Origin of the sequence: Kineobactrum salinum, from assembly GCF_010669285.1 — a bacterium.
GTDB lineage: Bacteria > Pseudomonadota > Gammaproteobacteria > Pseudomonadales > Halieaceae > Kineobactrum > Kineobactrum salinum.
In genome coordinates this window covers 2,171,478-2,196,026 of record NZ_CP048711.1, presented here as the reverse complement: position 1 = coordinate 2,196,026, position 24,549 = coordinate 2,171,478, and the positions used below count along the sequence as shown (strand labels likewise).

At 61.3% G+C, this 24,549-nt stretch carries 25 protein-coding genes and 1 pseudogene; 18 read left to right on the top strand and 8 right to left on the bottom strand.

Annotated features, from left to right (window positions below):
- Positions 1 to 87: 87 nt before the first annotated feature.
- Entirely contained in the window at positions 88 to 276 is a 189-nt protein-coding gene (locus G3T16_RS09475; protein WP_163494947.1) for a hypothetical protein, read from the top strand.
- Positions 277 to 582: 306 nt separating this feature from the next.
- Here the strand turns inward: G3T16_RS09475 and G3T16_RS09470 are convergent.
- Positions 583 to 1,073 (bottom strand): annotated as a pseudogene (locus G3T16_RS09470) (IS256 family transposase); the annotation flags it as partial.
- Between the two features lie 579 nt (positions 1,074 to 1,652).
- Between G3T16_RS09470 and mnmG the strand changes: the two are divergent.
- The 15 genes from mnmG to glmS all read left to right on the top strand — a co-directional run bounded on the left by mnmG (position 1,653) and on the right by glmS (position 16,626).
- Positions 1,653 to 3,551, top strand: a complete 1,899-nt coding sequence (gene mnmG, locus G3T16_RS09465) for a tRNA uridine-5-carboxymethylaminomethyl(34) synthesis enzyme MnmG (RefSeq protein WP_163494945.1) — start codon at positions 1,653 to 1,655, stop codon at positions 3,549 to 3,551.
- Positions 3,514 to 4,188: a 16S rRNA (guanine(527)-N(7))-methyltransferase RsmG gene (rsmG, locus tag G3T16_RS09460; protein WP_232059330.1), complete on the top strand. Its 675-nt coding sequence runs from the start codon at positions 3,514 to 3,516 to the stop codon at positions 4,186 to 4,188. The genes mnmG and rsmG overlap by 38 nt, the downstream gene beginning before the upstream one ends.
- Before the next feature lie 42 nt (positions 4,189 to 4,230).
- Positions 4,231 to 5,031: a ParA family protein gene (locus G3T16_RS09455; protein WP_163494944.1), complete on the top strand. Its 801-nt coding sequence runs from the start codon at positions 4,231 to 4,233 to the stop codon at positions 5,029 to 5,031.
- Between the two features lie 15 nt (positions 5,032 to 5,046).
- Positions 5,047 to 5,937: a ParB/RepB/Spo0J family partition protein gene (locus tag G3T16_RS09450; protein WP_163494943.1), complete on the top strand. Its 891-nt coding sequence runs from the start codon at positions 5,047 to 5,049 to the stop codon at positions 5,935 to 5,937.
- Between the two features lie 255 nt (positions 5,938 to 6,192).
- On the top strand, positions 6,193 to 6,576 hold the full coding sequence (locus G3T16_RS09445) for an ATP synthase subunit I (protein ID WP_163494942.1): 384 nt from the start codon (positions 6,193 to 6,195) through the stop codon (positions 6,574 to 6,576).
- Positions 6,577 to 6,593: 17 nt separating this feature from the next.
- Complete coding sequence (atpB, locus tag G3T16_RS09440; protein WP_163494941.1) at positions 6,594 to 7,472, top strand: F0F1 ATP synthase subunit A; 879 nt, start codon at positions 6,594 to 6,596, stop codon at positions 7,470 to 7,472.
- Positions 7,473 to 7,511: 39 nt separating this feature from the next.
- A complete protein-coding gene (gene atpE, locus G3T16_RS09435) occupies positions 7,512 to 7,748 on the top strand; it encodes a F0F1 ATP synthase subunit C (RefSeq protein ID WP_163494940.1) in 237 nt (78 codons plus the stop codon).
- A 64-nt stretch (positions 7,749 to 7,812) separates the two neighbouring features.
- Positions 7,813 to 8,283: a F0F1 ATP synthase subunit B gene (locus tag G3T16_RS09430; protein ID WP_163494939.1), complete on the top strand. Its 471-nt coding sequence runs from the start codon at positions 7,813 to 7,815 to the stop codon at positions 8,281 to 8,283.
- Positions 8,284 to 8,297: 14 nt separating this feature from the next.
- The gene (locus G3T16_RS09425) at positions 8,298 to 8,834 is read left to right on the top strand and encodes a F0F1 ATP synthase subunit delta (protein ID WP_163494938.1); all 537 of its coding nucleotides are present in this window, start codon (positions 8,298 to 8,300) and stop codon (positions 8,832 to 8,834) included.
- Between the two features lie 16 nt (positions 8,835 to 8,850).
- On the top strand, positions 8,851 to 10,395 hold the full coding sequence (atpA, locus tag G3T16_RS09420; RefSeq protein WP_163494936.1) for a F0F1 ATP synthase subunit alpha: 1,545 nt from the start codon (positions 8,851 to 8,853) through the stop codon (positions 10,393 to 10,395).
- 16 nt (positions 10,396 to 10,411) lie between these two features.
- Positions 10,412 to 11,275, top strand: a complete 864-nt coding sequence (gene atpG, locus G3T16_RS09415; RefSeq protein ID WP_163494934.1) for a F0F1 ATP synthase subunit gamma — start codon at positions 10,412 to 10,414, stop codon at positions 11,273 to 11,275.
- Between the two features lie 90 nt (positions 11,276 to 11,365).
- A complete protein-coding gene (atpD, locus tag G3T16_RS09410; RefSeq protein WP_163494932.1) occupies positions 11,366 to 12,763 on the top strand; it encodes a F0F1 ATP synthase subunit beta in 1,398 nt (465 codons plus the stop codon).
- Between the two features lie 21 nt (positions 12,764 to 12,784).
- Positions 12,785 to 13,213, top strand: coding sequence for a F0F1 ATP synthase subunit epsilon (locus G3T16_RS09405; protein WP_163494929.1), 429 nt, complete (start codon positions 12,785 to 12,787; stop codon positions 13,211 to 13,213).
- Positions 13,214 to 13,419: 206 nt separating this feature from the next.
- On the top strand, positions 13,420 to 14,793 hold the full coding sequence (glmU, locus tag G3T16_RS09400; RefSeq protein ID WP_163494927.1) for a bifunctional UDP-N-acetylglucosamine diphosphorylase/glucosamine-1-phosphate N-acetyltransferase GlmU: 1,374 nt from the start codon (positions 13,420 to 13,422) through the stop codon (positions 14,791 to 14,793).
- A 3-nt stretch (positions 14,794 to 14,796) separates the two neighbouring features.
- Positions 14,797 to 16,626, top strand: coding sequence for a glutamine--fructose-6-phosphate transaminase (isomerizing) (glmS, locus tag G3T16_RS09395; protein ID WP_163494925.1), 1,830 nt, complete (start codon positions 14,797 to 14,799; stop codon positions 16,624 to 16,626).
- Between the two features lie 46 nt (positions 16,627 to 16,672).
- Here the strand turns inward: glmS and G3T16_RS09390 are convergent, their stop codons facing one another.
- The 5 genes from G3T16_RS09390 to G3T16_RS09375 form a co-directional block, all read right to left on the bottom strand.
- The gene (locus G3T16_RS09390; protein WP_163494923.1) at positions 16,673 to 17,098 is read right to left on the bottom strand and encodes a GFA family protein; all 426 of its coding nucleotides are present in this window, start codon (positions 17,096 to 17,098) and stop codon (positions 16,673 to 16,675) included.
- Between the two features lie 131 nt (positions 17,099 to 17,229).
- On the bottom strand, positions 17,230 to 17,721 hold the full coding sequence (locus G3T16_RS09385; protein WP_232059329.1) for a TPM domain-containing protein: 492 nt from the start codon (positions 17,719 to 17,721) through the stop codon (positions 17,230 to 17,232).
- Positions 17,679 to 17,846 carry a hypothetical protein gene (locus G3T16_RS21850; protein ID WP_232059328.1) on the bottom strand — a complete coding sequence of 56 codons (168 nt, stop codon included), beginning with the start codon at positions 17,844 to 17,846 and terminating at the stop codon, positions 17,679 to 17,681. The genes G3T16_RS09385 and G3T16_RS21850 overlap by 43 nt, the downstream gene beginning before the upstream one ends.
- Before the next feature lie 60 nt (positions 17,847 to 17,906).
- Positions 17,907 to 18,668 carry a TPM domain-containing protein gene (locus G3T16_RS09380; protein WP_163494921.1) on the bottom strand — a complete coding sequence of 254 codons (762 nt, stop codon included), beginning with the start codon at positions 18,666 to 18,668 and terminating at the stop codon, positions 17,907 to 17,909.
- Positions 18,668 to 19,285, bottom strand: a complete 618-nt coding sequence (locus tag G3T16_RS09375; protein ID WP_163494919.1) for a LemA family protein — start codon at positions 19,283 to 19,285, stop codon at positions 18,668 to 18,670. The genes G3T16_RS09380 and G3T16_RS09375 overlap by 1 nt, the downstream gene beginning before the upstream one ends.
- A 435-nt stretch (positions 19,286 to 19,720) precedes the next feature.
- Between G3T16_RS09375 and G3T16_RS09370 the strand changes: the two genes are divergently transcribed.
- Entirely contained in the window at positions 19,721 to 20,644 is a 924-nt protein-coding gene (locus tag G3T16_RS09370) for a hydrogen peroxide-inducible genes activator (RefSeq protein ID WP_163494917.1), read from the top strand.
- Between the two features lie 86 nt (positions 20,645 to 20,730).
- On the opposite strand, the gene G3T16_RS09365 is transcribed toward G3T16_RS09370, so the two are convergent.
- Both G3T16_RS09365 and G3T16_RS09360 read right to left on the bottom strand, forming a co-directional pair.
- Positions 20,731 to 21,108, bottom strand: coding sequence for a hypothetical protein (locus G3T16_RS09365; protein ID WP_163494915.1), 378 nt, complete (start codon positions 21,106 to 21,108; stop codon positions 20,731 to 20,733).
- A 61-nt stretch (positions 21,109 to 21,169) separates the two neighbouring features.
- Entirely contained in the window at positions 21,170 to 22,129 is a 960-nt protein-coding gene (locus G3T16_RS09360) for an SPOR domain-containing protein (protein ID WP_163494913.1), read from the bottom strand.
- A gap of 157 nt (positions 22,130 to 22,286) precedes the next feature.
- On the opposite strand from G3T16_RS09360, the gene uvrD reads away from it, so the two are divergent.
- Positions 22,287 to 24,437 (top strand): DNA helicase II, encoded by a 2,151-nt coding sequence (uvrD, locus tag G3T16_RS09355; RefSeq protein WP_163494911.1) that lies wholly within the window; start codon positions 22,287 to 22,289, stop codon positions 24,435 to 24,437.
- The last annotated feature ends 112 nt before the right edge of the window (positions 24,438 to 24,549 follow it).

Genomic DNA, 24,549 nt, shown 5'->3' with positions numbered 1-24,549 from the left:
GATAAGCCCATGCTGTTGATAAACTACTGACAGATACAAGAGAAGGGTGAACCCGACCTCTTCGAGTCCAAGTAGGAGGGTGTCGACATGATTGAGCAATTGAACGAACAAAAGTTGCGTGAACAGTTCTGCGCCCAGGTCCGGCTACATCGCCACACCAAGGGCATGATGATGCTTGAGACTCCTTTCACCTACCTCGATGGAGACCAGTATCTCCTCGACCTCAGCGATACCATGACGGGTAGCCTGAGGGTTAGCGACGGCGGCACTCCTTGATACATAAGAGCTACGAAAACGACGCTGGCAAGTTCTTTGAAGGCTCAAGGGCGCAACTGTGAAACCAGGTCACAGATGGGACAAGGTGGAAAGGATTATTCCGTTACAGACATTCCCAACCGGGACAAGGCGCGATTGGCCACGATCTTCCTCCAGTACTACCACCAGCATCAGGTGGATTTTGACTCGCTGTTGATATTTGCCGACCAGAAGGACATTCCTCGCGCTGACCTGGCACGGCTGTCCAATGTTGGTGGAGAAATGATTGCATTCTCTGAATGCTGAGGATGACTTCCGGCGCAAATTGCTGCGCCAGGACTTGATGACCATGGGGTACTTGTCGCCCCATTTGGCTTCCAGTTCGTCGAGCGCCGTCTCGGCGGCGTTGAGTGTGGCGGCCCGGTACACACACTTTAGGTTGGCCATGAAGGCTTTCTGATTTTTAGAAGCCACGTACTTCATGGAGTTACGGATCTGATGAATGATGCAGTGCTGGATTTCGGTATTGGGGTAAAGGCTTTCAATCGCTTCGGGGAAGCCTTCGAGGCCGTCAACGCAGGCTATCAGGATGTCCTTCACGCCGCGATTATGCAGGTCGGTGAGTACACTGAGCCAGTGATGAGCGCCTTCCTGATCTGAGAGGTAAAGGCCGAGCGGCTCCTTTTTGCCTTCGATGTTCAGGCCGAGAATGTGTAGATAGCCTTACCGACATAGCGGCCATTCTCTTTGATTTTGTAGTGAATGGCATCGAGCCAGACAATGGGGTATACAGCATCCAGGTCGCGCTCACGCCAGGCCAGCTGAGTATCACAGTGCGCAAGATGCTTGAGGGAAACTACAGTCAACCGACCAACACCTAATCACCAGCTTGCCCCCAATCTTATCCCCAGCTTTTACTAATCCACAGCTTGCCAACACTCCCCGCACAAGAGGCCCCCAGCTATATCCCTGTACCTCCATACCCTACGATCACTGTGCATAAAACAGTGGACTGCCGTGTGACCGGCCGGGGGTAACCTCAGCTCAGAGCCAACCCCGATGGGAGGTCCGGCTTTTGGTCCCCAGCCCGCACACCGTTTCTCACGTCCCCTCACAGCGTTTAACCGCAGCCTTTGGCACACCATAACACTCTGTTTTTACTGGACTTATCCGGCCTTTCCACAGAAAACCGCCCGCTTAATAATAACTACATTAAATACTCTATATCTCTATATACATTACTAACTATTCTTATTGATAACAGTTTTGGCCACAGCTTGAATTGTCCACTTTCGGCAAATATCACGCAGAACATATTTTGAACAACTCCCCTGCTGCACGTATAATCCCCGGCCCGGATGGATCCCTGCCGTCCGGGTCAGGCGAGGCGGATAGACGTGGAGTTCCAACAGCAATTTGATGTCATCGTGATCGGCGGCGGCCATGCGGGTACCGAGGCCGCGCTTGCGGCTGCGCGCATGGGCAGCCGCACGCTGTTGCTGACCCACAGTGTCGACACGCTGGGCCAAATGTCCTGCAACCCGGCGATCGGCGGTATCGGCAAGAGCCACCTGGTCAAGGAAGTGGACGCGCTGGGCGGGGCGATGGCGCAGGCGACCGACCGGGCGGGCATCCAGTTCCGGGTGCTGAACGCGCGCAAGGGGCCGGCGGTGCGTGCCACCCGGGCCCAGGCCGACCGGGTGCTGTATCGCAATGCCATTCGGGAGATACTGGAATCCCAGCCGGGTCTGTCGATTTTCCAGCAGCCGGTGGACGACCTGCTGTTGGAAGGCGGCCGGGTAGCGGGCGCGATCACACAGATGGGGCTGGTCTTCCGGGCCCCGGCGGTGGTGTTGACCACTGGAACCTTCCTCGGTGGCAAGATCCATATCGGGATGGAAAACAGCGCCGGCGGCCGGGCGGGCGATGCCCCGGCCATCGCGCTGGCGCAGCGGCTGCGGGAGCTGCCGTTCCGGGTCGAGCGGCTGAAGACCGGCACGCCGCCGCGCATCGACGCCCGCAGCGTGGATTTCAGCGTACTCGAGGAGCAATGGGGCGACGCCGGGGCACCGCCGATGTCCTTCCTCGGCCATCGTGACCAGCACCCGGCGCAGCGCTGCTGCTGGATCACCCATACCAACGAGCAGACCCACGAGATTATTCGCGGTGGCCTGGACCGCTCGCCGATGTACTCGGGTGTGATCGAGGGGATAGGGCCGCGCTACTGCCCTAGCATCGAGGACAAGATCCACCGCTTTGCGGACAAGCAGTCACACCAGATCTTCATCGAGCCCGAGGGGCTGACCACTACCGAGCTGTATCCCAATGGCATCTCCACCAGCCTGCCGTTTGATGTGCAGTACGCGCTGGTGCGCTCGATCAGGGGCCTGGAGAATGCCCATATCACGCGCCCGGGCTACGCCATCGAGTACGATTTCTTTGACCCGCGGGACCTGAACTATTCGCTGGAAACCCGCGCGGTGCCGGGACTGTATTTCGCCGGCCAGATCAACGGCACCACTGGATACGAGGAGGCCGCGGCCCAGGGCCTGTTGGCGGGGTTGAACGCGGCTCTGGCGGTACAGGGCAAGGAGCCCTGGTGCCCGCGCCGCGACGAGGCCTACATCGGTGTGCTGGTGGACGACCTGATCACGATGGGCACCCGCGAGCCCTACCGGATGTTTACCTCCCGCGCCGAGTACCGGCTGTTGCTGCGCGAAGACAACGCCGACCTGCGCCTGACCGAAAAGGGGCGCGACCTGGGCCTGGTGGACGATGTGCGCTGGCAGCGTTTTGAGACCAAGCGCAATGCAATCGCGCACGAATCGAGCCGCCTGGCGACGACCTGGATCCAGCCCGGCAGTTCTGAAGCGGCCATTGTTGCCAGTAAAATCAAGGGTACACTGACCCGGGAGTACTCACTGGCAGATCTGTTGAGGCGGCCTGAATTGCACTACGTGGATATTGCCGGATTGAAAGGGGAACCTCTGGCGGACACCCAGGCCGCCGAACAGGTGGAAATCCAGGCCAAGTACGCCGGTTATATCGAACGCCAGCAGGGCGATATCGAGCGCCTGCGGCGCAGCGAGAACCTGCTGTTGCCCGAGAGCCTTAATTACCAGGCGGTCGATGGGCTCTCCCACGAGGTGAAGCAAAAGCTCAGCGAAGCGCGTCCCGCAACCCTGGCACGCGCCGGCCGCATTCCGGGAGTCACCCCGGCGGCGATATCATTGCTGCTGATCTACTTGAAGAAACGCGGTGGCCTGGAGCGCCCGGCTGATCGCAGATCCGCCTGACTTGGCCGTCGAGCTGCAGCAGTGTCTGGCCTGGGGTTGTGATGCCCTGGGACTGGATATTTCTGCAGCGCAGCAACAGAAATTGCTGGACTACCTGGATTTGCTGCAGAAGTGGAACCGGGCCTACAACCTGACCGCTATCCGGGACCCGCTGGCAATGGTGACCCGGCATCTGCTGGACAGTCTTGCTGTGGTACCGCACCTGTCAGGCAACGACTGTCTTGACATCGGCACCGGGGCGGGCCTGCCGGGCATTCCGCTGGCCATAGCGCTGCCAGGCCGGCAGTTTCATCTGCTGGACAGCAACGGCAAGAAGACCCGCTTCCTGTTCCAGGTGAAAATGGAACTGGGCTTGGCTAATATAACCGTCTGTCAGGCCCGGGTGGAAACCCTGGCGACGTCCCGTCAATATGATGTAATCGTGTCCCGGGCGTTCGCTTCCCTGGCCGCAATGGTCGCGGGAACCAGGCACTTGCTGGCACCTGGTGGTTGTTTCCTTGCCATGAAAGGCGCCTGGCCCCAGGATGAGCTGGCGGCGATAGAGGATCAGTGTGTCGTTCTCGGTGTCGAGTCGCTGACGGTACCGGGCCTCGATGAGCAGCGACATCTGGTCAGGCTCGCGCTGCGGCCGTCGTGACGCTACGCTGGAACCAGTGAATAAAAACCCGGGGTGGACATTTTGGCAAGAGTGCTAGCAGTTGCAAACCAGAAGGGCGGTGTCGGCAAGACCACCAGCTGTGTCAATCTGGCAGCCTCGCTGGCTGCGATGAAGCAGCGCGTGCTGCTGGTTGATATGGACCCGCAGGGCAATGCCACGATGGGCAGCGGGATCGACAAGCACGCAGTGGAGCACAGCATCTATGATGTCCTGGTGCATCGTGTGCCGGTGCTGCAAGTGGTCCAGCGGGTGCCGGAGGGCGGTTTCGACGTGCTGCCCGCCAACAGTGACCTGACCGCCGCCGAGGTAGAACTGCTGGAGATCGACCACAGGGAGCGCCGCCTGCGCACGGCCCTGCAGGAGATCAGCGAGCAGTATGACTACATTCTGGTGGACTGCCCTCCCTCTTTGAACATGCTGACCCTCAATGGCCTGGTGGCAGCCACTGGTGTGCTGATAGCGATGCAGTGCGAGTATTTTGCGCTGGAGGGCCTGTCGGCGCTGGTCGGCACCATTAACCGGGTGGCGGAAACGGTAAACCCGGAGCTGGGGATAGAGGGTATCCTGCGGACCATGTACGATCCCCGCAACAGCCTGACCAACGAAGTGTCGGCACAGCTGCACAGCCACTTTGGCGATGCCGTCTACCGCACTGTGGTGCCGCGCAATGTGAGACTTGCGGAAGCACCCAGCCACGGGGTCCCCGCAATGTACTACGATCGCCTCTCGCGCGGATCCAAGGCTTACATGGCATTGGCGGGAGAGATTATCCGCCGGGAAGAAAAGCGCCACCACAACCCTGCCGCGCCGGTGGCGGGCTAAGATCGGAGACAGCGAATGTCGGCCAGAAAACGAGGATTGGGACGCGGCCTGGATGCCCTGCTGGGTGCCGGCAATGCCAGCCACGGAGGCGACGCTGCGGCAGTGGCGGCGGGAACGGATGCCGAACATCAGCAGCTGAAGGAACTGCCGGTGGACCTGGTACAGCGCGGCAAATACCAGCCGCGCCGTGATATCGACCCCGAATCGCTGGCGGAGCTGGCGGAAAGCATCAGGGCCCAGGGGGTAATGCAGCCCATCATCGTGCGCCCCATCTCGGACCGCAAATACGAAATCATCGCCGGCGAACGGCGCTGGCGGGCCGCGCAGATGGCGGGTCTGGACAAGGTGCCGGCGGTTATCAGGGAGGTCAGCGACGAAGCGGCCATCGCGATGGCCCTGATCGAGAATATCCAGCGCGAGGATCTCAACCCGATCGAAGAGGCGATTGCGCTGCAGCGTCTGCAGCAGGAATTCGAACTGACCCAGCAGGAAGTGGCCCAGGCAGTGGGTAAATCCCGTTCCACGGTGGCCAACCTGCTGCGCCTGATGACGCTGCAGGAGGATGTGCGCCTGTTGCTGGAGCGCGGCGATATCGAGATGGGTCATGCCCGTGCCCTGTTGGCCCTGGATGGCAATGTCCAGTCCCAGGCTGCCCGCACCGTGGCCGGCAAAGGCTTGTCGGTACGCCAGACCGAGGCACTGGTGCGCACCATGCTGGCGCGGCAGGATGCACCGCCGGCCGAGCCTGCGCGGCTGGATCCGGATATCCGCCGGTTGCAGGAGGATCTGTCGCAGAAGATCGGCACCCGGGTCCAGATCCAGCACGGCGCCGGAGGCAAGGGCAAGCTGGTGTTGAACTACAGCAGTCTGGACGAGCTGGACGGCATTCTCAGCCATATCAAATAACGTGGGCCAGATGCTGCCAACTACAGGATATAGTGCCGGGCTCGGCCGCAACCACCAGATGCGGTGGTGGTGGCCCCATCTGTGGCAGATATTGCTGAAATTGTCGGTATCTTGCCGCGAACTGCGGCGAACTTTGGCGGCATTCGCCACTGTTTCGCGGTTGAACCCACCCCTCAATGCCCCTATAATGCGCGCGCCTGAAACGATGAACGGGCGCCTGGTATTCGGCAGCGGATGGCGGTGACAGCAGGGGCCTTGAAGTGCCCTCCTGTGTACCGGATCACGCTGGTACAAGGTGCAGTCCTGGCGCCACTGAGCCTGTTTTGCTGGTTGACCGTGGGACAGTTGCAGGCAGTATCACTGTTTGCTGGTGGCTTGGTGGCTATCCTGCCCCAGGCCTGGTTTGCCGCCCGGGTATTTCGCTGGCGGGGGGCGCAGGCAACAGCGGCAATAGCGCGCTCAGCGCTGGCCGGAGAAGTGGGGAAATTCACTCTGAGCATGGTGGGCTTCGCGGCGATTTTTGCACTGCTGAGGCCGGTCGATGGCGCTGCGGTGCTGGGCGGATACATCGCGATGGTCGCGATACAGATTACGGGGAGCTGGTTGTTGTTGCGGCAGCGACCTGCAGACAGGGACTGAAGCAAGAGTTGTGATCGATGGCAGACGAGAACCAGACAGTTTCTGAATACATTGTCCACCACCTGACGAACCTGACTTACGGCAAGCTGCCCGCTGGTTACGAGCGTTACGACGGGTCTGTGGTCGCCGACGGTGGTGCCTGGGTCATGGCGCACGGTGGCGACGAAGCCGCGGCAATGGGTTTCACTGCTGTACACGTGGATTCCATGGCCTGGTCCGTGGGGCTGGGTATCCTGTTCTGCGGCTTGTTCTACCGGGTAGCCAGGAAGGCTTCATCCGGTGTGCCCAGCGGCTTCGTCAACGCGGTGGAAATGATAGTCGGTTTCGTCGACAACACCGTGCGCGACACCTTTCACGGCCGCAACCCGCTTATCGCACCGCTGGCACTGACGATTTTCGTCTGGATTTTCCTGATGAACCTGATGGACCTGGTGCCGGTGGACATCATCCCGTCCCTGCTGATGTTGCTGGGGGTTGAGTACCAGAAAATCGTGCCCTCCACGGATCCCAACATCACCTTCGGGCTGGCGATTGGCGTGCTGATTCTGATCCTGTACTACTCGATCAAGGTCAAGGGCTTCGGCTTTGCCAGGGAGCTGGCCCTGAATCCCTTCAATCACCCGATTTTCATCCCGGTGAACCTGTTTATGGAAGTGGTCGGCCTGTTTGCCAAGCCCTTCTCTCTCGCCCTGCGTCTTTTCGGCAACATGTACGCGGGCGAAATGATCTTTATCCTTATTGCAGCGCTGTTCGGCGCCGGTCTTGTGTGGGCGGTACCCGCGGGTCTGCTGCAAATAGGCTGGGCGATTTTCCATATTCTGGTAATCACCCTGCAGGCTTTCATCTTCATGGTGCTGACGATCGTGTATCTCAGCATGGCCCATGAAGACCACTGATTCACTTTAACTTTGGTTATTAAACGCTAGGAGAAAATCATGGAATTAATCTACATTGCCGCCGCGATCATGATCAGTCTGGGTGGTCTGGGCGCTGCAATCGGTATCGGCATGTTGGGCGGCAAGCTCATCGAGGGTTCCGCCCGCCAGCCCGAACTGGCACCCAAGCTGCAGGTCACGTTCTTCCTCGGCGCTGGCCTGGTTGACGCGATTCCGATCATCGGCGTGGGCATCGCGATGTACCTGATCTTCGTGGTCGCACCGGGCGTCGCTTGAGCCAGGCAACCAGCAAGAATGGGGCGTCCCAGGGTAGCCCCCGGATATCTGTGAGGAGTGTGGCGTGAATATTAATCTTACGCTTATCGGACAGGTGATCGCCTTCTTTGGCTTCGTCATGTTCTGCATGAAGTTTGTATGGCCGCCGATTGTCGCGGCCATGCAGGAGCGCGAACGGAAGATTGCCGATGGACTCGCTGCTGCTGACCGGGCCAGTCACGATCTGGAACTGGCGCAGGAGAAGGCACTTGATAGACTCAAGGAAGCCAAGACCGAAGCCGCCGGCATTGTGGATTCCGCCAACAAGCGCGCCAACCAGCTGATCGAAGAGGCCAAGCAGGCCGCCGTGGTCGAGGCAGAGCGGGTCAAGGCCTCCGCCAGAGCGGAGATTGAACAGGAAACCAATCGAGCCAGGGAGACCTTGCGGTCACAGGTGGCGGCATTGTCGCTGGCCGGTGCGGAGAAGGTCCTGGGCGCGTCCATCGACCGGCAGGCACACGCCGATCTGGTCAACAATCTGGCAGCAGAGCTGTAATCTGCGAGGACCTTATGGCGGAACTGACCACACTGGCACGCCCGTACGCCAAGGCAGCCTTTGAATATGCCCGGGACCACGACAGCCTGACCCAGTGGTCAGAGCAGTTGGGGACGATTGCCGCGGTGAGCATGGAGCCCCGCATCCAGGCGCGGCTCACTGATCCGGCCCGCGCTGCGCAGGAACAGGTAGAGCTGCTGGCCGGGGTCTGCGGCGATACGCTGGATACCGCGACGCGCAACTTCCTGGCAATTCTGGCCGACAACAAACGGCTGGCGCTGTTGCCCCAGGTCCACCACCTGTTCGTTCAATTCAAGGCGAACTTCGAGAAATCGGTGGAAGTGGAAGTGGTATCGGCCTTCGACCTGGAGCAGGACATGACCAGCAAGCTGTCGGCCGCGTTGGGCAGGAAGCTGGAAAGACAAGTGAATGTACGCACCACGACAGATTCGAGTCTGCTGGGTGGCGTGTTAATCAGGGCTGGCGATCTGGTGATCGACGGTTCCGTGCGCGGCAGGCTGAAGAAACTCGCCGCCGCAATGAATTCCTAGGATTGAGGAACAGAGCATGCAGCAACTGAACCCGTCAGAAATCAGCGAGATGATCAAGCAGCGCATCGACCAGCTCGATGTGTCGTCTGAAGCCCGCAATGAAGGTACGGTAGTCTCGGTAACCGACGGCATCATCCGCATCTATGGTCTCACCGATGTCATGTACGGTGAGATGATCGAATTCGAAGGCGGCCTGTTCGGTATGGCGTTGAACCTCGAGCGCGACTCTGTCGGCGCGGTCGTGCTGGGCGACTACAAGAGCCTGGCGGAAGGCCAGTCCTGCCGCTGTACCGGCCGCATTCTGGAGGTGCCGGTAGGCCCCGAACTGCAGGGCCGGGTGGTGGATGCCCTGGGCAACCCGATCGACGGCAAAGGTCCGGTCAATGCCGCCAAAACCGATGCGCTGGAAAAAGTGGCGCCCGGTGTTATCGCCCGTCAGTCAGTTGATCAGCCGGTGCAGACCGGCCTCAAGGCCATCGACGCGATGGTGCCGATCGGCCGCGGCCAGCGCGAATTGATTATCGGCGACCGCCAGGTGGGCAAGACGGCTATCGCGGTGGATGCGATCATCAACCAGAAAGGCACCGGTATCAAATGCATCTACGTCGCCATCGGCCAGAAGGCCTCTTCGGTGGCAGGGGTGGTGCGCAAGCTGGAAGAACACGGCGCGATGGACCACACCATCGTGGTGGCTGCGACAGCGGCAGATCCGGCGGCGATGCAGTACCTGGCCCCGTTCGCCGGTTGCACGATGGGTGAATACTATCGTGACCGCGGCGAAGACGCGCTGATCATCTACGATGACCTCACCAAGCAGGCCTGGGCCTATCGCCAGATATCCCTGCTGCTCAAGCGTCCCCCCGGCCGCGAGGCCTACCCCGGCGACGTATTCTATTTGCACTCCCGTCTGCTGGAACGCGCTGCCCGGGTCAATGCGGCCTACGTAGAGCAGATTACCAACGGCGAAGTGAAAGGCAAAACCGGCTCTCTCACTGCCCTGCCGGTGATCGAGACCCAGGCCGGTGACGTATCCGCCTTCGTACCCACCAACGTGATCTCCATCACCGACGGCCAGATCTTTCTGGAAGCGGATATGTTCAACGCCGGTATCCGCCCGGCGATGAACGCCGGCATCTCGGTCTCCCGGGTAGGTGGTGCGGCACAGACCAAAATCATCAAGAAACTCTCGGGCGGTATTCGTACCGCGCTGGCCCAGTACCGCGAACTGGCGGCCTTCTCCCAGTTTGCGTCAGACCTGGATGAGGCGACCAAGGCGCAGCTGGACCACGGCGAACGGGTGACCGAGCTGATGAAGCAGCGTCAGTACGCGCCCAAGAGTGTGGCGGAGATGGGCGTGATCCTGTATGCGGCCGACAAGGGCTATCTGCGCGATGTGGAGGTCAACAAGGTCGGCGATTTCGAGTCGGCGCTGCTGTCCTACATGCATTCCGAGCACGGCGATCTGTTGCAGCAAATCGTCGCCAGTGGCGACTACAACGATGAGATCGAAGCGACCTTCAAGGCCGCGATCGAGAAGTTCAAAGCCACCCAGACCTGGTAATCCCAAGGACCACTAGATGGCAGTCGGAAAAGAAATCCGGACCAAGATATCCAGTATCCGGAGCACGCAGAAGATCACCAGCGCCATGGAAATGGTAGCGGCGAGCAAGATGCGCAAGGCCCAGGAGCGGATGCAACTGGGCAAGCCCTACGCCCGGCGCATGCGCGCGGTAGTGGGCCATATTGCCAACTCCGAGCCCGAGTATCGTCATACCTATATGGTTGAACGCGAGGTGAAGCGCGTCGGCTTTATTGTCGTGTCCACCGATCGCGGTCTCTGCGGCGGCCTGAACATCAATTTGTTCAAGGCCACGGTACGGGCGATGCGGAGCTGGGCTGATCAAGGTGTGGAGATCGATCTGTGCCTGATCGGCGCCAAGGCCTCGGCATTTTTCAAGACCTATGGCGGCAATGTGGTCGCGGCGGTACGGGATCTGGGCGAAGAGCCCGGCCTTGCCGATCTGATCGGCAGTGTGAAGGCCATGCTCGACGCCTACGAAGAGGCGCGCATCGATCGCCTGTTCCTGGTCAGCAACGAATTCGTGAACACCATGACCCAGTTGCCCACGGTCGAACAATTGCTGCCGCTGGAAGCCGAAGACAGCGCCGAGATGAAGCATCACTGGGACTATATCTACGAGCCCGATGCGGTCGAATTGCTGGAGCGGTTGCTCAAGCGCTATATCGAGTCACAGGTCTACCAGGCAGTGGTGGAAAATACCGCCTGTGAACAGGCTGCGCGGATGCTGGCGATGAAAAACGCCACCGACAACGCCGGCGACCTGATCGACGACCTGCAATTGATCTACAACAAGGCTCGGCAGGCGGCGATCACCCAGGAGTTGTCGGAAATCGTCAGTGGTGCAGCCGCGATCAGCTAGCGTGGCCGGAACAAACATTGAGCGCGGGGCAATCGCCAAGTGATGGACCGGCGCCAGACAGAATTGAACTTTGAAACAGAGGATCCGAACATGAGCAGCGGACGAGTCGTACAAATTATCGGCGCGGTAATCGACGTGGAGTTTCCACGCGAAAGCGTGCCGAAAGTCTACGATGCCCTGGTGGTGACCGAAAAAGGCCTGACGCTGGAAGTACAGCAGCAGTTGGGCGATGGCGTCGTGCGTACGATTGCGATGGGGTCATCAGAAGGTCTGAGCCGGGACCTGGCGGTATCCAATACCGGCGCCCCGATCTCGGTACCGGTCGGCGTCGAGACCCTCGGGCGGATCATGGACGTATTGGGCAACCCGATCGACGAACGCGGTCCGATCGGCGAGCAGGAGCGCGCTTCCATCCACCGCAACGCGCCTGATTACGAGGATCTGGCGGCATCCGACGAACTGCTGGAGACCGGGATCAAGGTGATCGACCTGGTCTGTCCCTTCGCCAAGGGCGGCAAGGTCGGCCTGTTCGGTGGTGCCGGTGTCGGCAAGACCGTGAACATGATGGAACTGATCAACAACATCGCCACCGAACACTCCGGTTTGTCGGTGTTCGCCGGTGTCGGTGAGCGGACCCGGGAAGGTAACGACTTCTACTACGAAATGCAGGAATCCAAGGTTGTCGATATCGAGAACCTTGGCAACTCCAAGGTGGCGATGGTCTACGGCCAGATGAATGAGCCGCCCGGCAACCGTCTGCGGGTAGCGCTCACCGGCCTGACCATGGCCGAGAAATTTCGCGACGAGGGCCGCGACGTCCTGCTGTTCATCGACAACATTTACCGCTATACCCTGGCCGGCACCGAAGTATCCGCGCTGCTGGGCCGGATGCCGTCAGCGGTAGGCTACCAGCCGACCCTGGCAGAGGAGATGGGGGTACTGCAGGAACGGATCACCTCCACCAAGGTGGGCTCCATCACCTCCATCCAGGCGGTTTACGTACCGGCGGACGATCTGACCGATCCGTCGCCGGCCACTACCTTTGCCCACCTGGATTCCACCGTGGTACTGAGCCGCGATATCGCCGCCAAGGGTATCTACCCGGCGGTGGATCCGCTGGACTCCACCTCGCGCCAGCTCGACCCGCTGATTATCGGCAGCGAGCACTACGAGACGGCCCGCGGCGTGCAGACGGTATTGCAGCGCTACAAGGAATTGAAGGACATCATCGCCATCCTCGGGATGGATGAACTGTCCGAGGAAGACAAGCAGACCGTGGCCCGGGCGCGCAAGATCGAGCGTTTTCTGTCGCAGCCCTTCCACGTGGCGGAGATCTTCACTGGTGCGCCGGGCAAATATGTCTCGCTGAAAGAGACCATCGCCGGTTTCAGGGGTATCCTGGCCGGTGAGTACGATCATCTGCCGGAGCAGGCGTTCTACATGGTCGGCAGCATTGACGAAGCGGTTGAAAAAGCGGCCAAGCTGTAACGCCGCACAGAGGGGCTCTACATGGCAATGACAATTCACTGCGATATCGTCAGCGCGGAAGAGGAAATCTTCTCTGGCCTGGTGGAGATGCTGGTGGCCACCGGGGAACTGGGTGAGATGGGTGTGTCCTATGGCCACGCCCCGCTGCTGTCCTCACTGCAGCCCGGCCCGGTGCGTATCGTCAAGCAGGGTGGTGAGGAAGAGGTATATTACGTCTCCGGCGGTTTTATTGAAGTGCAGCCAGGCGTTGTATCCATTCTGGCCGATACCGCCCTGCGTGCTGGCGACGTCGACGAGGCCGCGGCGGAAGAGGCCCGTCGTGAAGCAGTCCATACGCTGACCAACCAGTCCGGTGACTTCGATTATGGCCGGGCCTCCTCCCAACTGGCGGAAGCGGCTGCCCAGCTGGCCACCCTGCGCAAGATGCGCAATCGCGCCGGTCGCGGCTGACCTGTAGCGAGCACGCCCTGCCAGGCCCCGGCTCATCCCCGGGGCTTTTTTGTGCCCGCAGATGTGACAGCGGTCATGCCTTTCACTATTCCACCCTATTTGCCATTGTTTTGCAAAAACGAGGCTTTAATATGGATGGCGCTCAATTCCGGCCTCAGGCAGCCGCTGCCGGCGTCCCGGGCCAGACAGACTGACGGAAACAGCTTATGAAACTGGAAGTTATCATCCTGGCGGCGGGCCAGGGGTCGCGGATGCGATCGAGGCTGCCCAAGGTGTTGCATCCGCTGGCGGGCCGGCCACTGTTGCAACATGTGGTCAATGCGGCCCACGCGCTGCAACCGGAGGCGGTGCATGTGGTGACAGGCCACGGCTCGGAGCTGGTGCGTGAGGCCTTCGCGGCAGAACCATTGCAATGGGTCGAGCAGGCGGAGCAACTCGGTACCGGCCACGCCGTGCTGCAAGCCCTGCCCGGAGTCGAGGACGACAGTACGGTACTGGTGTTGTATGGCGATGTGCCGCTGATCGCTGCCGACACCCTGCGGGCGCTGGTGGACAGTGCCCGCATCGAACCTGCCCTGCTGACGGTTGAACTTCAGGACCCGGGCGGTTACGGGCGTATCCTGCGCGATAGCGCCGGCCGCTTTGCCGCAGTCGTCGAACACAAGGATGCCAGCGCCGAGCAGCGCATGTTGACTGAAGTCAATTCCGGCATTCTCGCGGCACCCGCCGCGTTGCTGCGCCGCTACCTGCCGCTGGTGGGCAACGACAACCAGCAGGGCGAGTACTACCTGCCCGAGGTACTGGCCATGGCGGTAGCCGACGGCGTGGTGGTCAATACCGCCAGCGCTGCGGACCCGCTGGAGGTGTTGGGGGTCAACGACCAACTGCAGCTCAGCCAGCTGGAGCGTTCGCTGCAGCAGCGGCAGGCACGGGAACTGTTGCTCGCCGGTGTGCACCTGGCAGACCCGGCTCGGGTGGATATCCGCGGCAGCCTGCATTGCGGTCGCGACGTGGTCATTGACGTCAATTGCGTCTTTTCCGGCGAGGTGGTACTGGCAGACGGGGTGCGCATCGGTCCCAATTGCGTGCTGCGCGATGTCACCGTGGGCGCCGACAGCGAGGTACAGGCCATGAGCCATCTGCAGGAGACCATTGTGGGCGCGGGTTGCAGCGTTGGCCCCTACGCCCGTCTGCGACCCGGCACTGTGCTGGATGGAGGCGCCAGGGTGGGCAATTTCGTGGAGACTAAAAAGGCGCATATCGGTGCCGGCAGCAAGGTCAATCACCTGTCCTACATTGGCGATTGTGAGATGGGCGACTCTGTCAACATCGGCGCCGGTACCATCACCTGCAACTATGATGGCGTCAACAAGCACCTCACCACAATCGGGGACGGCGTATTCGTCGGCTCCAATGCCACTCTGGTAGCGCCGCTGGCGATCGAAGCCCAGGGCTTTGTTGCTGCCGGGTCGACGATCACCCAGCGCGTGGGCAGCGATGAGCTCGCTGTCGGCCGTGGCCGACAGCGCAATATCCACGGCTGGCAGCGCCCCGGAAAAACCACGACAAACAAGGACTGATCTATGTGCGGTATCGTAGCGGCAACGGCCCGGCGGGAAGTTTCGGAAATTCTGCTGGAGGGTCTGCGACGGTTGGAATACCGGGGCTATGACTCCGCCGGCATGGCGCTGATCGACAATGAACGCAACCTGCTGCTGCACAAGCGCCAGGGCAAGGTCGCCGAGCTGGAACAGGCCCAGCAACTGGAGCCAAAACTGGGTTGCATCGGCATTGCCCACACCCGCTGGGCTACCCATGGGGTGCCCTCCGCGGCCAATGCCCACCCGCACCTGTCGGGAGAGCGCGTGGCCGTTGTCCACAATGGCATAATCGAAAATCATGGTCTGTTGCGCGAGGAATTGCAGGCAGACGGCTACGAGTTTTTTTCCGGCACCGATACCGAGGTCGTGGTTCACCTGCTGCACCGGCAGCTGGCTGGTGGCGATAGCCTGCTGCAGGCAATGCAGGCTACCGTGCAGCGCCTGCAGGGCGCCTACGCGCTGGCTGCGGTCGACACGGCGCATCCGGACGAGGTGGTAGCCACCCGTGCCGGTAGCCCGCTGGTGGTCGGCGTCGGCATCGGCGAGAATTTCCTGGCTTCCGACCAGCTTGCGCTGCGCCAGGTGACCGACCGCTTCATCTATCTGGAAGAGGGCGACATGGTGCAGATGAGCGCCACCAGCCTGCGGATACTCGATGTCAGCGGGGCGCCCGTGGCGCGCGACATGAAACGTCTGTCAGCCGCCGCCGAGAGCACCGGCCTGGGTGACTACGAGCACTACATGCTCAAGGAAATCTACGAACAACCGCGGGCGCTGGCGGCGACCGTGCCGGCCGTGGGTGCCCACGACATTGCCGATGATGTATTTGGCTCAGCCGCCGCCGCTATTTTCGACCAGGTGCAGGCGATACAGATCGTCGCCTGCGGCACCAGCTATCACGCGGGGATGGTGGCGCGCTACTGGCTGGAGGACCTGGCCGGGATCCCCTGTGCAGTGGAAGTTGCCTCCGAATTCCGCTATCGCAAGCGGGTACAGCATCCCGGCACCCTGCTGGTCACCGTCTCTCAGTCCGGTGAGACCGCCGATACCCTGGCGGCACTGCGCGATGCTACCGACGACGAATTTATCGCCAGTCTCGTGATTGCCAATGTGGATCACAGTTCGCTGGTGCGGGAATCGGATCTGGTCTTCCTGACCCAGGCCGGTGCCGAGATCGGGGTGGCGTCGACCAAGGCTTTCACCACCCAGCTGGTGGCCTTCCTGATGTTGACCCTGGTGCTGGGCCGCCGCCGCCGACTGTCCGCCCAGGGCGCGGCGGAGCTGCTGGCCGCACTGCACGAGTTGCCCGACTGTGTGGAGCAGGTGTTGCTGCTGGACGAAGCCATCGAGCAAATGGCCTCACAGTTCATTCTGAAGCATCACGCACTGTTTCTGGGCCGGGGTATCCAGTATCCCATTGCGCTGGAGGGTGCGCTCAAACTCAAGGAAATCTCCTACATCCACGCCGAAGCCTACCCCGCCGGCGAACTCAAGCACGGCCCGCTGGCATTGGTGGACGCCGACATGCCGGTGGTAGCGGTGGCTCCGGGCGATGAGTTGATGGAAAAGCTCAAATCCAATATCGAAGAAGTCCGCTCCCGCGGCGCCGAGCTGTACGTGTTTGCGGACCGCGATGCCGGATTTGTCGACGAGCCGCGGGTTCACGTGTTGCAGATGCCGATGTGCGCGGAAGTGCTGAAACCGATCGTCTATACCGTGGCACTGCAGCTGCTGGCCTATCACGTGGCGGTACAGAAAGGCACTGACGTGGACAAGCCGCGCAATCTGGCGAAGTCGGTGACGGTGGAGTAGCGGGCCCGGGTGTCAGTCAGCCCTGCTTCCGTGCACCGTCAACTCTCTATGCGCCGGTGTACTGGGCGAACACTTCTTCGCCGGTGAGGTCTTTCGTCTTTTCCGCGAACGAGTAGAACGGCGGTTTCTGGTCAACGAATATCTGTTCGGTGAGTTTCCACCGGTCACCGTCCTCAAAAAGCCCTACGGGTATCGCGTAGTGCTGCTCCTGCTTCAAGCGGTAAAACAGATGAGTACCGCATTGCCGGCAGAAGCCACGCTCAGCCCACTCTGAAGACGCAAAGATGGATATATCTTCGGCACCTTCGAAATCCACATCACCTTCACATTCAGCGGCAAGAAGTGGACCACCGCCCCACTTTCGGCACATCGTGCAATGACAGGCGCCAATGCTGTCGCTCTTGGTCCTGGCTACGATACTGACTGCGCCGCAGAGGCAGGCGCCACGATGTCCGGCTTTGGTGGACTCCATGTTCTCCTCCTGTAGATAGATAATCGTCGATGAGGCCAGCGAGCTCACCGTGATGATCCCCGGTGTAGCTGCGCCAGAACAAGTATAATTGAAGATGGCTCAGCCCAAAAAGCCAGCCGTCGCCGTTGTGGCTATGGCAGGATCACCAGGTGGTTGGGCAGTTCGTTGCGTTCGTGGGTGGCGGGTACGTGCTCCTTCAGGAGCTTGCCGCAGGCAGCGATGCAGTCGAGAAAGCCCTGCCGGGTCTGGCCCTGGCGCACCTTGGTGGTGAAGTCCGCCACTATGTCCTCCCATACCGCGTTGTCCAGGATGTCGGCAATGCCCTGATCCACCAGGATCTCCACATAGCGTTCCGCCTCCGAGACGAAGATCAGTATGCCGGTGGCGCCCTCGGTGTGGTGCAGGTTCTGCTCCAGGAACTGCCGTCGCGCCAGGTTGGAGGCCCGCCAGTAACGTACCTGCCGGGGAATCAGGCGGGTGTTGATGCCAGGCATCCGGAACAGCAGGCTGAGCAGGATGAAAGTCCCCCACTGTACCAGCAACAATATGTCGGCACCGAACCAGCTGCCGAAGTAGTTGCCTATACCCGGCAACAGCAGTGCCAGGATGCCGGCCCAGAGCAAGGGATATAGCTGTAGTCATCGGACTGGGCCGTCAACACGGTTACCAGTTCGGCATCGGTCTGCCGTTCTACCTCGTTGATGGCAGCGGTAACGGCTTCCTGATCGCTTTTGCTGAGTAATGTCATGATTCTGTGGTTCTCATTTTCAGGTGAGGGGAGTCAGGGCCTGCGGATAGCCATGCGGAGTTACCAGCCACCGGAGGCACCGCCGCCGCCAAAGCCACCACCGCCGCCGCCAAAACCACCGCCACCGAAGCCGCCACCCCCGCGGCCGCCCATGGCCGCGCCCAGCAGGGCTGCGCCTACCAGGGCCGCGCCGCCACGACCGCCACGGCCACCGCGGCTGCCGATAAAGAACACCACCACCCACATGAGAAGGAAGAGCAGCCCCACCAGGCCGGCATTGGGCTTTTCCTGGGCTGCGTGGGGCTGCTGTCTCTGGGGAGCCGCCATGGGCTCGCCACCGAGAACCTGGATCATGGCGGCCGCGCCGTTGACGATTCCGGCCTGAAAATCCCCCTGACGGAAAGCCGGGGTGATGACGCGATCGATGATGACGGAGGACTGGGCGTCGGTGAGCCGGCCCTCAAGGCCATAGCCCGCTTCTATCCGGACTTTGCGTTCATCCCGGGCCACAATCAACAGGGCGCCGTTATCCTCGCCCTCCTGGCCGATACCCCAGTGCCGTCCCAGCTGATAGCCGAAATCCTCAATGGGAAAGCCCTGCAGCTCCGGCAGGGTGACCACCACAAGCTGTTCGGTGCTGGCCTGCTCGTGGGCCTGAAGCATCTGGCTCAGACGCGCTTCCGCTTCAGGGGGCAGCATGTCCGCCTGGTCTACCACCCGGCCCGTCAATTCGGGAAACTCCGGCGTTGACTGGGCCCAGACGGTGGCCGGGAGCAACAGCAGCAGCGCCAGCAGCAGACTTGTGCGGGGTGGGGCAGGCATCAGAACTCCACCGCGGGTGCTTCTTCCGCATTTTCCGTGGTGGCTTCGAAGTTGGCACGGGGCTCCAGATCGCTATAGAGAATACTGTGCCAGATTTTTCCCGGAAAGGTGCGCAGCTCGGTGTTGTAGCGCTCCACTGCCTGAATGAAATCCCGGCGTGCGACGGCAATGCGGTTCTCGGTACCCTCAAGTTGTGACTGCAAGGCCAGGAAGTTCTGGTTCGACTTCAGGTCCGGATAGCGTTCCGACACCGCCATCAGGCGGGAAAGGGCGCTGCTCAGCTCACCCTGGGCCTGCTGGAACTGCTGCAGTTTCTGGGGGTTGTTGAGAATGCTCTCGTCCACCTGAATCGATGTGGCTTTGGAGCGCGCTTCAATCACTGCAGTCAGGGTTTCCTGCTCCTGGGCCGCGAAACCCTTGACGGTTTCCACCAGGTTGGGAATCAGGTCGGCACGGCGCTGGTACTGGTTTTCCACCTGGGACCAGGCGGCGGTGACTTTCTCATCGTAAGTGGGGATGGTATTGATCCCGCAGCCACTGAGTAACAACAGCAGTGCCAGCAGTGACGGCAACCGCCAGAAAGTCCACTGTTGCAACGGTTTGTGAAGGGTTTCCATAGTGCTTTGTCCGGAGGTGGTTGCATTGAAAAAGGAACAATGCTCAACCCGCAGGCAGAGGCACTGTACTACTCTCTAACTGGGGGCAGAGTCACTGGTTTCAAGGTAAACGGGGTGCTGTGTCCCCTGCTCTGAGAATTTACCGGGATATCAACATGTTCCCTGGTGGCAAGAACAAGGTGATCGTCCGTTGCCGCGAGGCCCGTTCCGCTTGCGATTGTCAGGCTGTAACGCCCTGGATGGTCCCGGCCAACGAAGCTATAAGTAAAGCGAGAATGGGCACCATAGATAGCGCAAAGCCCAGCCTCTTGCGCCGGTTTGGATGTGCGCTGCGGAGCGTCCGCGCGCAACTACAGGGGCGATATCAGCCCATAGTATATTCCGTAAAATAGAATACAATAGTTAATCCATACCGTTTTTCCGATACGGGCCGCAATGATCTCATTCAAACAACTGACCTATGCCCTCGCAGTAGCCAATACCCGCCATTTCAAGCGTGCTGCGGAGCAGTGCGCCATTTCGCAGTCGGCCCTCAGTACCGCGATCTCTGAGCTCGAGAGCCAGCTCGGTACCCAGCTGTTTGAACGGGACAACAAGAAGGTACTGGTGACGCCGGTGGGGGAGCAGATCCTGGCGCGGGCCACCGCCATCAAGCTGGAACTGGAGGACATCTATCGGCTGGCGCAGGAGGGCAGGACGCCGCTCAGCTATCCGCTGACGATGGGGGTCATCCCTACCATTGGTCCCTATCTGCTGCCCAAGGTACTGCCGGCGGTGCGGCGGGACTTTCCTGACTTCCGGCTATCCATTGCGGAACAGCAATCCCATCTGTTGGTGGAAAAAGTGCGCAATGGCGAATTGGATACTGCCGTGATTGCGCTGCCCTACGCCCATGACGGCCTGCTGGCATTCCCGTTCTGGGAGGAAGACCTGTTTCTGGTCACCCATCGAGACAGCCCTCTGGGACGGCACAAGCAGGTCAATGCCGAGCAGTTGCGTGACATCAACCTGATGCTGCTGAAGGATGGGCACTGTCTGAAGGATCACGCGCTGGCGGTCTGCCACCTGCAGGCATCCCGATTGGGGGATACGCTGGAGGGCGCCAGCCTGTATACGCTGATCCAGATGGTCGCCGGCCACATGGGTTCCACTCTGGTGCCGGAAATGGCGCTGGATCAGTTGCTATCGGGGAGCTCGGAATTGCAGGCGCTGCGCCTGGACGAGCCCGGCCCGCACCGCTCCATAGCCTTTATTGTGCGGCCCAACTTCGGAGGGGTGGGCAATATTGACGTGCTCAAGGCCACGTTCCGGCAGGCACTGGCCGAAAACCTGGCCGGTTCGCGACAGCAACAGCAATGACGCCGTTGCTGCTGGCCTGGATCGGAGTCGGGTGATTTTGCTCGCCCCCGCCCCACGGCCGCCGGGCAGGCAGTAAGAAAGCCTCCTCAGTCGGGATTGGCGGCCTTGTATTCGCGGATCTCGGTATTGAACTGGCCGGCTACAGTCTCTTCCCTGGAAACGGCCGCATTGTAGTCATCGACCGCTTTCTCGTAATTGCTCTTCAGCTCTTCCGCGGTTTCGGCGTCGCTCACCTTGCCGCTTTCTATCCGGGACTTTGCCGCGGTGAAGGTCTTTTCCAGACAGCCCATATACTCCAGGTTGGCTTCCTGGAAGGTCTTCACGGACTTCTGGCCCGCCAGCATGTCATCCATGCTCGCCGAGGCACCGTCTGGCAGCGAGGGTGCATCGGGTTTTACACAGTCCGCCATGGCGACCGAGCTGCCCAGGGCGAGGGTGGCCAGCAGATAGTTGAGAGCTTTCATGATACAAATCCTCCGGAAAAATTTGTTCAAACAGTACCAGCACCGCGCAGTCCTGCCAAGTTTACTGCCGGCCGACCCACAAAGTCGGCAGCTCGTACTTCCGGGCCAGGGTCTGGGCCACTGATTGCGCATTCTGTTCCGAGGACAGGCCTACGACCCGCACCCGGTACAGGGTATTGCCTTTCACCTGCACAGTGGATACGACCACATTTCCGGCGTCTGGTTTCAAACGGTCGGCCCATTGCTGTGCCAGGGGGCGCTCGCTGTAGCTGCCAAAATTGACAAACCAGCCCGAGGCGGTGGCCGCTGGCGCCGGTTCGGCGGGTTGGTCCGGGCTTGCCTGCGCCGTTGTCGGTGCTGGAGCCGGTGTCGACGACGGTTGTTCTGCCGCAGCGGTCTCGCGCTGAGTACGCAATTGCTGTTCCAGGCCGGCCAGGGTATCACCCAGCTGCCGGTTCTCGTCCCGCAGAGCTGCCAGCGCCCCGCGCAATTCCCGGTTGTCCGTTTTCATCGTCGCCAGGGTTGCTCTCGCCTCGCGGACCTCGCCGGGATTGCCCGCCAGGGCCAGCTGTGCCTGCAGGTCGCGGATCTCCTGCTCCATCGCGGAGCGCTGCTTCATCACACCATAGCCACCGGCGGCGAGCAGCAGCAGGGCCATGGCGGCGACCGCGATCAGGCCCACAGGCCAGGTATCGGTAAGGCGCGAAAGCTGGCTGCGTGACGGGTTTTCCTCGAAGTCGTCTTCCCAGTCGTCCTCCAGCTGGTCCTCGTCGAACTCATCGTCTTCGTAGTCTTCCTGCGAGCCGGCCGCATGATATCTCGCGGCGCCCGGTTCGCGTTCCCGCCCCGCCAGCGGTGGTTCGCTGTCATCACCCAGGCCGCCGGAACTGTCCTCGTACAGTTCCGGCTCCTCGCCGCCATTCCTGGTGGGCGCCGGGAACACTGGGCCCGGCCCGTCGTCCTGCCAGGGCTCATCCGCAGAACTGTCGTCGTCCAGATCGTCGTATTTATCGTTGCTCATCAACTTGCTCCGCTGCCTTGCTGGCTGCGCTGATATTACCAGAGGGCCGGCCGTATTGCTTCCAGCAACCCTCCCGCCTTCCCGGCGTGGCGATCAACACAAGCCATCAACACAAGCCGGTGCTGGGCAAGCCGCGGAATTTGGGTAGAATGCGGCGATGGATGTTTCAGATATTCTCTCTCCCCTCAATGATGCCCAGCGCGAAGCGGTTGCCGACGACAGCCCCAACCTGCTGGTGCTGGCCGGTGCCGGCAGCGGCAAGACCCGTGTGCTGGTGCACCGCATCGCCTGGCTGATCAGGGCTCAGGATGTCTCCCCCTGGGCCATTCTCGCGGTCACCTTTACCAACAAGGCGGCGCGGGAGATGCGCAGCCGCATCGAGGAGATGCTGCACATTCCCTCCCACGGCATGTGGGTGGGTACCTTCCATGGTCTCGCTCACCGCCTGCTCAAGGCCCACTGGCAGGAGGCCAAACTGCCACAGAATTTCCAGATCCTGGACAGCGACGACCAGCTGCGGCTGGTCAAACGGGTGTGCCGGGAACTGGAGCTGGACGAGGCCCGCTGGCCGCCGCGGCAGGCCCAGTGGTATATCAATGGGCAGAAGGACGAGGGACTGCGCGCGGCCCACATCGAGCTGCCGCAAGGGGATCTGTTCGGTCTCACCATGCTGCAGGTCTACAAGGCCTACGAGGTCGCCTGCGAGCGCTCCGGACTGGTGGATTTTGCCGAGCTGCTGCTGCGCGCCCACGAGCTGTGGCTGCACAGCCCCACGCTGTTGAAACATTACCAGGCCCGCTTCCGGCAGATCCTGGTGGACGAGTTCCAGGACACCAACACCATCCAGTACGCCTGGCTGCGCCTGCTGGCGGGCGACAGCATCCCGGTGGTGGCGGTGGGCGACGACGACCAGTCCATCTACGGCTGGCGCGGCGCCAAAATCGAGAATATCCAGCGTTTCGGCGAGGAGTTCCGGCACACCCGCACCGTGCGGCTGGAGCAGAATTACCGCTCCACCCAGACCATCCTGCAGGCGGCCAATGGGGTCATCGCCCATAACCACGGGCGGTTGGGCAAGGAGTTGTGGACCGCGGGCGAGAGCGGCGAGCCGATTTCCCTGTACGCGGGTTTCAACGAGCAGGACGAGGCCCGCTTTATCGTCGAACAGGCCGAGGGCTGGATCACCGAGGGCAACCTGCGCGCCTCCGTGGCGATCCTGTACCGCTCCAATGCCCAGTCGCGGGTGCTGGAGGAGGCCCTGATTCGCGGCGGGATTCCCTACCGGATTTACGGCGGCCAGCGCTTCTACGAGCGCCTGGAAATCCGCAATGCGCTTGCTTATATGCGCCTGCTGACCAACCGCGGCGATGATGCCGCGGTGGAGCGGGTGGTCAACACGCCGCCACGCGGCATCGGCAGCAAGACCCTGGACACGCTGCGCCAGCTGGCCCGGGAGCGCGAGCTGCCGCTGTGGCAGGCCATCGCCGCTGCGAGGGAGGAAAAACTGTTGCCGGCCCGCGCCCTGACGGCGCTGGAAGGCTTCACGGTACTGATCGACGAACTCGATTCAGGCACCGACGAGCTCAGCCTGGAGGAGTTGACCGAGCATGTGATCACCGGCTCCGGCCTGATTGACTTCCACAAGAAGGAGAAGGGCGAGAAGGGCCAGGCCCGGGTGGAAAACCTGGAGGAACTGGTCAGCGCCGCCAAGCAGTTCAGCCCCGAGGGCGAGGAGCTGTCGCCATTGCAGCAGTTCCTGGACAGCGCCGCGCTGGACGCGGGTGATGCCCAGGCCGACAGCCACGAGGACAGCGTCCAGCTGATGACCTTGCACTCTGCCAAGGGCCTGGAGTTCCCACTGGTATTCCTGGCCGGCATGGAGGAAAACCTGTTCCCGCACCGCATGTCGCTGGAGGAGCCGGGCCGGCTGGAAGAGGAGCGCCGGCTCTGCTATGTGGGCATCACCCGGGCGATGCAGCGCCTGGTGATCAGCTATGCCGAGTCGCGCCGTATTCACGGCAGCGAGAGCTACAACACGCCGTCGCGGTTCATCCGCGAAATCCCGGCCGAACTGCTGCGGGAGGTACGGCTGCATACCGCCATCAGCCGCCCGGTCAGCAGCCTGTCCCAGGCCAGCGTCCCCGAGACCGGGCTCAACCTGGGCCAACGGGTCTACCATCAGGTGTTCGGCGAGGGCGTCGTGCTGAATTTCGAGGGCCGTGGCAATCATGCCAGGGTGGAAGTGAACTTCGATTTTGAGGGCAGTAAATGGCTGGTGGTGCAGTATGCCAAGCTGCAGTTGCTGTAGCCCGGCGCCAGCCAGTACGACCACCGCCGGACAGGCCGTGAGGTGAACAGTAATAATAGGGGGAGACATGCAGCAATTGTCGATCGTGCGGGATGAGCACCCAGGCAGACGG

Excerpts from the sequence above, each read along its gene's own strand:
- G3T16_RS09475 (WP_163494947.1), top strand. The coding sequence starts at position 88 with ATGATTGAGCAATTGAACGAACAAAAGTTGCGTGAACAGTTCTGCGCC.
- G3T16_RS09450 (WP_163494943.1), top strand. The coding sequence starts at position 5,047 with ATGTCGGCCAGAAAACGAGGATTGGGACGCGGCCTGGATGCCCTGCTG.
- atpB (WP_163494941.1), top strand. The coding sequence starts at position 6,594 with ATGGCAGACGAGAACCAGACAGTTTCTGAATACATTGTCCACCACCTG.
- atpE (WP_163494940.1), top strand. The coding sequence starts at position 7,512 with ATGGAATTAATCTACATTGCCGCCGCGATCATGATCAGTCTGGGTGGT.
- G3T16_RS09425 (WP_163494938.1), top strand. The coding sequence starts at position 8,298 with ATGGCGGAACTGACCACACTGGCACGCCCGTACGCCAAGGCAGCCTTT.
- atpA (WP_163494936.1), top strand. The coding sequence starts at position 8,851 with ATGCAGCAACTGAACCCGTCAGAAATCAGCGAGATGATCAAGCAGCGC.
- atpG (WP_163494934.1), top strand. The coding sequence starts at position 10,412 with ATGGCAGTCGGAAAAGAAATCCGGACCAAGATATCCAGTATCCGGAGC.
- atpD (WP_163494932.1), top strand. The coding sequence starts at position 11,366 with ATGAGCAGCGGACGAGTCGTACAAATTATCGGCGCGGTAATCGACGTG.
- G3T16_RS09405 (WP_163494929.1), top strand. The coding sequence starts at position 12,785 with ATGGCAATGACAATTCACTGCGATATCGTCAGCGCGGAAGAGGAAATC.
- glmU (WP_163494927.1), top strand. The coding sequence starts at position 13,420 with ATGAAACTGGAAGTTATCATCCTGGCGGCGGGCCAGGGGTCGCGGATG.
- glmS (WP_163494925.1), top strand. The coding sequence starts at position 14,797 with ATGTGCGGTATCGTAGCGGCAACGGCCCGGCGGGAAGTTTCGGAAATT.
- G3T16_RS09390 (WP_163494923.1), bottom strand. The coding sequence starts at position 17,098 with ATGGAGTCCACCAAAGCCGGACATCGTGGCGCCTGCCTCTGCGGCGCA.
- G3T16_RS21850 (WP_232059328.1), bottom strand. The coding sequence starts at position 17,846 with ATGACATTACTCAGCAAAAGCGATCAGGAAGCCGTTACCGCTGCCATC.
- G3T16_RS09380 (WP_163494921.1), bottom strand. The coding sequence starts at position 18,668 with ATGCCTGCCCCACCCCGCACAAGTCTGCTGCTGGCGCTGCTGCTGTTG.
- G3T16_RS09375 (WP_163494919.1), bottom strand. The coding sequence starts at position 19,285 with ATGGAAACCCTTCACAAACCGTTGCAACAGTGGACTTTCTGGCGGTTG.
- G3T16_RS09370 (WP_163494917.1), top strand. The coding sequence starts at position 19,721 with ATGATCTCATTCAAACAACTGACCTATGCCCTCGCAGTAGCCAATACC.
- G3T16_RS09365 (WP_163494915.1), bottom strand. The coding sequence starts at position 21,108 with ATGAAAGCTCTCAACTATCTGCTGGCCACCCTCGCCCTGGGCAGCTCG.
- G3T16_RS09360 (WP_163494913.1), bottom strand. The coding sequence starts at position 22,129 with ATGAGCAACGATAAATACGACGATCTGGACGACGACAGTTCTGCGGAT.
- uvrD (WP_163494911.1), top strand. The coding sequence starts at position 22,287 with ATGGATGTTTCAGATATTCTCTCTCCCCTCAATGATGCCCAGCGCGAA.